The 7,255-nt window shown below is 35.8% G+C and carries 7 protein-coding genes and 1 pseudogene; 5 read left to right on the forward strand and 3 right to left on the reverse strand.

Translation table 11 applies throughout. The annotated features are described in order from the left end of the window. The first annotated feature begins 129 nt into the window (after positions 1-129). The 5 genes from hisF to BN358_RS08650 all read left to right on the forward strand — a co-directional run bounded on the left by hisF (position 130) and on the right by BN358_RS08650 (position 5,732). Complete coding sequence (gene hisF, locus BN358_RS08630) at positions 130-888, forward strand: imidazole glycerol phosphate synthase subunit HisF (protein WP_019228838.1); 759 nt, start codon at positions 130-132, stop codon at positions 886-888. 392 nt (positions 889-1,280) lie between these two features. After that, positions 1,281-1,898, forward strand: coding sequence for a bifunctional phosphoribosyl-AMP cyclohydrolase/phosphoribosyl-ATP diphosphatase HisIE (gene hisIE, locus BN358_RS08635; RefSeq protein WP_019228839.1), 618 nt, complete (start codon positions 1,281-1,283; stop codon positions 1,896-1,898). 230 nt (positions 1,899-2,128) lie between these two features. Next, positions 2,129-3,394 (forward strand): S1C family serine protease, encoded by a 1,266-nt coding sequence (locus BN358_RS08640; RefSeq protein WP_019228840.1) that lies wholly within the window; start codon positions 2,129-2,131, stop codon positions 3,392-3,394. A 171-nt stretch (positions 3,395-3,565) separates the two neighbouring features. After that, a complete protein-coding gene (locus BN358_RS08645; protein WP_019228841.1) occupies positions 3,566-5,056 on the forward strand; it encodes a HAMP domain-containing sensor histidine kinase in 1,491 nt (496 codons plus the stop codon). 1 nt (position 5,057) lies between these two features. Further along, positions 5,058-5,732, forward strand: a complete 675-nt coding sequence (locus BN358_RS08650) for a response regulator transcription factor (RefSeq protein WP_019228842.1) — start codon at positions 5,058-5,060, stop codon at positions 5,730-5,732. A gap of 36 nt (positions 5,733-5,768) precedes the next feature. Here BN358_RS08650 and BN358_RS08655 read toward each other — a convergent pair whose 3' ends face one another. From BN358_RS08655 to BN358_RS28450, 3 genes and pseudogenes are all read right to left on the reverse strand, one after another. Next, positions 5,769-6,422: a 3-oxoacid CoA-transferase subunit B gene (locus tag BN358_RS08655; RefSeq protein ID WP_019228843.1), complete on the reverse strand. Its 654-nt coding sequence runs from the start codon at positions 6,420-6,422 to the stop codon at positions 5,769-5,771. Beyond that, the gene (locus tag BN358_RS08660; RefSeq protein ID WP_040582253.1) at positions 6,422-7,075 is read right to left on the reverse strand and encodes a CoA transferase subunit A; all 654 of its coding nucleotides are present in this window, start codon (positions 7,073-7,075) and stop codon (positions 6,422-6,424) included. Before BN358_RS08660 ends, BN358_RS08655 begins: the two co-directional genes overlap by 1 nt. 78 nt (positions 7,076-7,153) lie before the next feature. After that, positions 7,154-7,240: pseudogene (locus tag BN358_RS28450) on the reverse strand (hypothetical protein); the annotation flags it as partial. Positions 7,241-7,255 lie beyond the last annotated feature (15 nt).

Raw genomic sequence — 7,255 nt, forward strand, 5'->3', positions numbered from 1 at the left:
AACGTTAGTGAAGGATCTCATCTTTATAGAAGGTATGAGATTCTTCGGGCTGTGCCCTCAGAATGACGAGATCCAAAGTTAATTAGTCGTCAACATAAATTAATTCTTAAGCAAAAGAAGGAGGTAAATATGCTTGCACGTAGAATAATACCCTGCCTGGATGTTAGAAACGGAAGGGTGGTAAAGGGTAAAAATTTTAAAGACATACAGGATGTTGATGATCCGGCTAGACTAGGAAAGTATTACAGCGATTCCGGAGCCGACGAACTTGTTTTTTATGATATAACAGCTTCAAATGAAGAAAGAAAGACATCCCTTGAATTTGTAAAAAAGGTTGCTCATGAAATAAATATTCCTTTTTCTGTGGGGGGAGGAGTATCGACTATTGATGATTTTAAGTTCATCCTGAGAAGCGGTGCAGACAAAGTATCAGTAAATTCGTCTGCTGTAAGAAATCCAAATCTCATAAAGGAAGCAGCAGAGCGTTTTGGAAATCAGTGCGTTGTGTTGTCCATAGATGCCAAGAAAAACGAAGAAGGTTCATGGAGCGTGTATGTGAAGGGTGGAAGAGAAAAAACAACTCTTGACGCAGTTCAGTGGGCTGTGAAGGGCGTAGAGCTTGGAGCAGGAGAAATTGTTGTAAACAGCATCGATGAAGATGGTATGAAAAACGGTTATGACCTTGAGCTTTTGAAAAAAATCACTGATGCAGTCAATGTTCCTGTGATTGCTTCAGGAGGAGCCGGAAAGATGGAACATTTTCTACAAGCTGTAAAGTATGCAGATGCTGATGGAATTCTAGCTGCTTCGGTGTTTCATTTCGGAGAAATAAAAATAAGTGATTTGAAGAAATACTTGAAGGAAAATGGTGTTGAAGTAAGAGTATAGTTGAAATTTATATTTTTCTTCCTGCTGACATTTTGGGAATTGTAACATCAATCCGAAAAACAAAGGCATACATCCGCTGCGCTAAGTATGCCAAAACTGTTTTTCTTCTTTCGTACAATTCCACAAAATAGCGCTGAGTCAAAAAAATATAAATTTCAATAATTTTGAAGAAAGTTAATGAAATGAAATTAATATTTTTCTTCCTGCTGACATTTTGGGAATTGTAACGTCAATCCGAAAAACAAAGGCACACAACCGCTGCGCTAAGTATGCCAAAACTGTTTTTCTTCTTTCGTACAATTCCACAAAATAGCGCTGAGTCAAAAAAATATAAATTTCAATCATTAAAAAAGTCAATAGAATGAAATTAATTATTGAAAGAAGGATATGAAATGGAAAATTTATTAAATGAAGTTAAATTTGATGATAAGGGCCTTGTTGTTGCTGTTGCACAGGATTACATTACAAACGAAGTGCTGATGGTTGCATACATGAACAAGGAAGCTCTTGAAATAACTTTAAATGAAAAAAGAGCATGCTATTATTCAAGAAGCAGGCAAAGCCTCTGGAGAAAAGGAGAAACTTCAGGTCATTGGCAGAATTTAAAAGGCCTGTATTATGACTGCGATGCAGATGCAATTCTTATGAAAGTTGAACAAATTGGAAATGCATGTCATACAGGTGCTTACTCATGCTTTTTCAACAAGGTTTATGAGGACAATGTAACAGACCAGGCAATTTTAAACCGTCTTTACAACCAGATAATTGACAGAAGAAATAATCCAAAGGAAGGTTCCTACACAAATTACCTATTTGACAAGGGTCTTGACAAAATACTTAAGAAGGTAGGAGAAGAAACAAGCGAAGTTATAATAGGAGCCAAAAATAAAAGCAAGGATGAGCTTGTTTATGAAATGTGCGACTTGATTTATCACTCTATGGTGCTCATGGTAAGCGAAGGGGTAACCATGGACGACTTAAAGGTTGAATTGACCAAAAGACATAAATAATTCGGAAAAACAGTATGATTAAATGTGTAATTTAAATAGCACTCACGTGCTATTTTTGTTTTTTGAAATTAATATAATTTAAGTTTCAGTAAAGAAAATGATGATAATATATGAAGAAAGTGGAAGAATAAAATATCTTCATAAAAAATTTACATAATATTCACAGTTCTATCACATTCCACGGGTAACATAGCAATATAAAATATTTAAGTAATATAGGAGGAAATATTATGGACGATAATGAAAGAAACACATTCAATGAAAGTGAATTGAATGAAAACAATGAAAACAGAGAATTGAACAATAATGAAAAACAATATAATGACATTAATTTTGTAATGCCGTCATACGATGAACCAAAGTCTAAGAAAAAAAGTAAAAGAAAATCATTTTTCGGATATGTGGCTGTTGCATTGGTCGCTGCTCTTGTAGGAGGCCTTTCAGGCGGATATATTGCAACAAGTCAACTAAACATAGCACGCAGCAAGAACGGCGAAAAAACAGGAATTACAGCTCAGGATATAAACATAAATTTGTCTGATGACACATATTTTGCAGCAGCAGTTGCAGAAAAAACTCAAAAAACAGTAGTTGGCATAACAACAGATGTTGTGCAGCAATACAACACATTTTTTGGACCACAAACTCAAAAATCACAAAGCATGGGTTCCGGATTCATAGTTGATCCAAATGGATACATTGTTACAAATGCCCATGTAATTGGTGACGGTAAGTATGAAAACATAACAGTTTCATTGATTGATGGTTCAACTGAAGTGGGAGAAGTATTGTGGTATGACACTACTCTTGATCTGGCAATTGTAAAAATTAACAAAACAGGACTTCCTACAGTTGAACTGGGAGATTCAGACACCCTTTTGGTTGGCGAACCTGCAGTTGCAATAGGAAATCCTATGACACTGGACCTTGAAAGAACAGTTACACAGGGTATAATAAGCGGACTTAACAGATCAATAGCATTTGAAGACGGAACAGTTATTGAGCCATTGATTCAGACTGATGCTTCAATAAATTCAGGAAACAGCGGCGGCCCATTGTTTAATGCAAAAGGGCAAGTAATAGGTATAAACACAGCCAAAATGAGCACAGCTGAAGGATTGGGATTTTCAATTCCAATAAACATCGCTAAACCTATTATTGAACAAATAATAAATGACGGGTCATTTTCAACAGTATATGTGGGCATCACAGGCGTGGATGTAGAAACATATGAAAAAGCTCTGGGTGTTGATGTTGCAGCAGATTATGGAGTTGTAATCATAGAGACAATGGCTAATTCACCTGCTACAGTTTCAGGACTGGAACCTGGGGATGTTATTACAGCTATTGACGGTGACAAAATTGAAAGCATGTCTGATTTGAAAAGAAACTTGTATGAGTATAAAAATGACGACAATGTGGAAGTAACATTTATAAGAAACGGCAATGAACAAAAAGTAAATATGACACTTAAGACTAAACCGGCAGATTTATAAAAAAAACCAATTTTCATAGAATTTCTCCCCTAAAAAACAGGTTAATCCTGTTTTTTTATTGCTCAATTACAACAGTAAAATATTTGATGAAATTGCAAAAAACTTCACTTGTCTATCACATTTGTGCTATATTATTGTTAATATAAAAATACGAATATACTGGAGAAAATAATGAAAGTAAAATTCAGTTTAAAAAACAAACTGTTTCTGGTAATACTGTGCGTGCTGGTATTCAACGTGATTTTGTCAGCCATACTCGGCAACACAATGTTCGGCAAACTTTATACAAACGATAAGATTAAAAATTTGAAAAGCGGGATTGACAGCATAACTTCATTATATAAGTCGGGAGATAAAGAAAAGATAATCGATGAAATAATCAGTTACGAAATGCAGAACATGACCATATGTTTGTTCACTTTAGATACTGAAGACGGAACCGGCGAAATCGAATATTTTTCAAGGCAGAAATATTTTTCCACAAACCCCTTTGACAATGAAATTGTACGCTTGATTGAAAAACTTTACAGTGATGGTGCCTTTCAAAGCCTTGATAACAATAAATACTTCATTGAAAACAGCGAGGAGGAAAATGATAAAAGACCTGAAAATATTTCAATTTTGGCAAAAATGGAAGACAACAAATATATTCTGATGCAGACACCCAAGCAATTCATAAAGGACATTTCTGACTCAGCAATAAAATATACAACTTATTTTTCAATATTCACGCTTCTTGCAGGCGCTGCAATCATATATGTAATTGCAGATAAAACTACAAAGCCTATAAGGCAAATACAGCAGACTGCAGATAAAATTGCAAATTTGAATTTTTCTCAAAGGTGCGATGTGCTGTCAAATGATGAAATAGGACTTTTGTCATCGAGCATTAACAACATGGCAGATAGACTGCAGGAATATGTGACAAAGCTAAAGGATGACCTCATAAAACAAGAAAAGGCAGACAAGATGACAAAGCAGCTCATAGCCAATGTGTCTCATGACTTCAAGACTCCCCTTACGCTTATTATGAGTTACTCAGAAGCATTGCTTGACATGGATGATATAGATGAACAAACTAAATTAGATTATTTGAACATAATTATAAACGAAGGAAGAAAGATGTCCGAGTTTGTCCAGGAACTTCTTAAGCTCTCCCAGCTTGAAGGAGGGATAATCAAACTTGAAAAATCCAACTTCAGCATAAATGAAATAATTAAAGATGCTGTAAAGAAGAATTCAATAATTGCAGATGAAAAAAATCTGAATGTTGAACAAGACATATGTGATGACAGCATTGTTTTTGCAGATTATTTCAGAATAGAACAGGTTTTTCAAAACCTTTACGAAAATGCCATCAAGTACTGCAATGATGGAGGAACAGTGAAGGTTTCAACATTGGTTCATGAAAACAAGTGCAGGATAAAAGTATTTAATACAGGCAAGTACATTGAAGATGAAGACATAGAAAATATTTTCTTAAGTTTCTACAGAGCAGACAAATCCAGGAAAAACATGGGAAGCTATGGATTAGGTCTTGCAATAGTTAAAGCAGTTATGGATATGCACGGTGAAAAATACGGAGTAGGAAATGTAGATGACGGTGTTGAGTTCTGGTTTGAGCTTGAAAATGTTGAAATGAATTTTGAAATGGAGGATTAATATGGATATTAAAATATTGCTGGCCGAGGACGAGGATAACATAAGAAAACTTGTTGCAAGTTATCTTATTAAAGAAGGATTTCATGTTGCAGAGGCTGCTGACGGAGCGGAAGCTATTGCAAAGTTTGACACTGAAATGGATTTTTCACTTGTCATTCTTGATGTAATGATGCCAAAAAAGGACGGATATGAGGTTGCATCTCACATTAGAAACAATTCTGATATTCCCATATTGATGCTAACTGCAAGAGACACCGAGACCGATGAAATAACAGGCTTTAATTCCGGTGCAGATGAATACATTTCAAAACCTTTCAGCCCGAGAATTCTAATGGCAAGAGTAAAAAATCTTTTGAAAAGAACATCACAAAACAGCATGCAGGACATTGAAGCTGGAGGAATAATCGTTAAATACAGAGAAAGAATTGTACTAATTGATGGAGAAAGGGCTGTGCTCACGCCAAAGGAGTTTGATTTGCTATACTATCTGCTTCAGAACAAAAACATAGTTTTAAGCAGGTCACAGATACTATCAACAGTCTGGGACTGGGACTATTTCGGAGACGACAGGACTGTTGACACACATATAAAATGTTTGCGATCCAAAATAGGTGAGTGCGGCAAAAAAATAGTAACCGTAAGAAAAATAGGATATAAGTTCGAATGCGAACACTAAAAAACTGCCCGAAGGCAGTTTTTTTGTTATATTAAATTATGCAAAGTTGTATCTTTTAACGTCTGGAGATACTATAACTTTTGCTTCTGTTGCTGCAATAACATCTTCAACTGTAGCATCAGGTCCTAATTCTTCAAGAAGAAGTCCGTCTTTTGTAACTTTTAATAGAGCCATTTCTGTTACGATATAGTTAACTTGTTCTTTAGCTGTCAAAGGAAGAGTGCATTGTTTCAATATTTTTGGCTGACCTTTTTGTGTGTGAACCATTGCAATTATAACTGTGTTTGCACCAACTACAAGGTCCATTGCTCCGCCCATTCCAGGAACCATCTTGCCTGGTATTTTCCAGTTTGCAAGGCTTCCCTTTTCATCTACTTCCATTGCTCCCAGTACTGTAGCATCAACGTGTCCGCCGCGGATTATTCCAAATGATGTAGCACTGTCAAAGAACATTCCTCCTGGAAGAATTGTAGAAGGCATTCCGCCGGCATTAACAAGTTCCCAGTCTTCTTCTCCTTTTTGAGGAGCAGGTCCAAGGCCTAAAAATCCATTTTCTGACTGGAATGTAATATCTATATCTTCAGGTATATAATTTGCTACCATTGTAGGAAGTCCAATACCTAAGTTAACAACGTCTCCGTCTTTCAACAACTGAGCAACTCTTCTTGCTATAATTTCTTTTGCATCCATTATTTGTCGCCTCCTACAATGTAATCAACAAAAATTCCGGAACACATAACGCGGTCCTGATCAATTTCTCCAACTTCTACTATTTTGTCTGCTTCAACTATTACAACTTTTGCTGCAGTAGCCATCAATGGATTGAAGTTTTTAGTAGTCTTGGCAAAAACCATGTTTCCTTTTTTATCTACTACAGAAGCTTTCAACAAAGCTACGTCTGCTTTCAATGGAAGTTCAAATATATATTCCTGTCCATCTATGACTTTCTTTTCTTTTCCGATTTCAGCTTCAGTTCCAATTCCTGTAGGTGTGTAGAATCCTCCAAGTCCGTTGCCGCCGCATCTTACTTTTTCTGCAAGAGTTCCCTGAGGTGTAAGAACAACTTCAGTTTCTCCTGAATTCATCTGGTTTGCTGTTTCAGGGTTTGTACCAACATGTGATGCAATAATTTTTTTGAACTGTTTATTTACAACCATTTTACCAACACCTTTGTCAGGAAAACCGGTATCATTGCAAATTAGTGTTAAATTTTTAACGTTATTTTTTACAATAGCGTCTATCAAGTTTTCTGGAGTTCCGTTTGCAAGGAATCCTCCAACCATAATAGTCATGCCGTCCTGAACTTTTTCAGCAGCTTCTTTGACTGAAATAATTTTGTTAATCAAGAATATCATCCTCTCTATTTAATATATTTAATTAATCTGCAGAGGAGTAACTCCTCTGCAGCAATTCTACTATTATTATCTTTGAACCAGCATGGCAGTTCCCATTCCGCCGCCTATGCACAATGTTGCGAGACCTTTTTTAGCATCTTCTTTTTTGCATTTCGTAAATCAATGAAA

This window comes from Sedimentibacter sp. B4, assembly GCF_000309315.1.
Classification (GTDB): domain Bacteria; phylum Bacillota; class Clostridia; order Tissierellales; family Sedimentibacteraceae; genus Sedimentibacter; species Sedimentibacter saalensis.